Origin of the sequence: Pseudomonas sp. MD195_PC81_125 (assembly GCF_014060985.1) — a bacterium.
In the GTDB taxonomy this organism is placed as follows: Bacteria; Pseudomonadota; Gammaproteobacteria; order Pseudomonadales; family Pseudomonadaceae; genus Aquipseudomonas; species Aquipseudomonas parakoreensis.
Window position 1 is genome coordinate 1 of record NZ_JABULD010000451.1, and the last position, 1,416, is coordinate 1,416.

The following is a 1,416-nucleotide window of genomic DNA, read 5'->3' on the forward strand; positions in this document are numbered from 1 at the left end:
TTGTGTTCCAGACTTCCGATAGCGAATGGCGGCAAATACCGGTGCATTGCCTTGCTTGTCGGCGCGCATGAATATGCGCGCGTGATGAGTTGTCGTGTGGCCGATAATCGGGCCAATAGTTGGCTTGAACATATTCGAGTCCGTTCGAGTAAGTTTCATTTTTTATAAATAACGCAGGGAAATCGTTATTTAATCCGAGGGCAGAGATTAGTTGCCTGTCGATGAAAAATATCGAGACGAATTCGACTGCAGTCGTAGTTCAAGTAAACCGAACTTGTAGGAAGAGGCGCTGCACTTTTTTCAGCGCAAAAAAAGCCCCGTCAAACTGACGGGGTTGAGGTACGAGCGTGTGGCGCTCGAAAACGTGGAACGCAGTCGGCCCTCCGTTGCCGGAGGGCCGAACGCTTTACAGCAGGATGGTGCGGATGTCGCCCAGCAGGCTGCCCAGACGCTGGGTGAAGCGTGCAGCAGCAGCGCCGTTGATCACGCGGTGATCGTAGGACAGCGACAGTGGCAGCATCAGTTTCGGCTGGAAGGCTTTGCGTCCCAGACTGGCTGGATGGTTGCCTTGGAAACACCGAGGATCGCCACTTCCGGCGCGTTGACGATCGGCGTGAAGCCGGTGCCGCCAATGTGGCCGAGGCTGGAAATGGTGAAGCATGCGCCCTGCATCTCGTCCGAAGAGAGCTTCTTGGTGCGGGCTTTTTCAGCCAGCGAAGCAGCTTCTGCGGCCAGTTGCAGCAGGCTCTTCTGGTCGACGTTCTTGATGACCGGTACCAGCAGGCCATCCGGGGTGTCGACGGCGAAACCGATGTTGACGTACTTCTTGCGAATGATCGCCTTGCCGCTTGGCGCCAGCGAACTGTTGAAGTCCGGCAGTTCCTTGAGCAGGTGTGCGCAGGTCTTGAGCAGCAGCGGCAGGATGGTCAGCTTGACGCCGGCCTTCTCCGCGACGGCTTTCTGCGCAACACGGAAGGCTTCCAGCTCGGTGATATCCGCCGAGTCGAATTGCGTCACGTGCGGCACGTTCAGCCAGCTGCGGTGCAGGTTGGCCGCGCCGACCTGCATCAGACGGGTCATCGGCACTTCTTCGATTTCGCCGAAGCGGCTGAAGTCCACCACCGGAATCGGCGGGATGCCTGCGCCGCCAGTTGCGCCGCCAGCAGCTGGCGCTTCCTTGGCCTTCTGCATCATCGCCTTGACGTAAACCTGCACGTCTTCCTTGAGGATGCGACCGTGCGGACCGCTGGCGCCAACAGCGCTCAGCTCGACGCCGAACTCACGGGCCAGTTGACGCACGGCAGGGCCGGCGTGAACTTTCGCGCCAGGCTTGGCCGGCGCAGCAACCGGAGCGGCAGCAGCAGGGGCAGCGGCAGCCGGAGCAGCAGCGGCAGGTGCCGGAGCGCTTGGCGCAGC

Annotated in this window: 1 pseudogene; it reads right to left on the bottom strand. The window is 60.2% G+C overall.

The features are described from left to right. Positions 1 to 406 precede the first annotated feature (406 nt). Positions 407 to 1,416: pseudogene (locus HT737_RS18145) on the bottom strand (2-oxo acid dehydrogenase subunit E2); the annotation flags it as partial.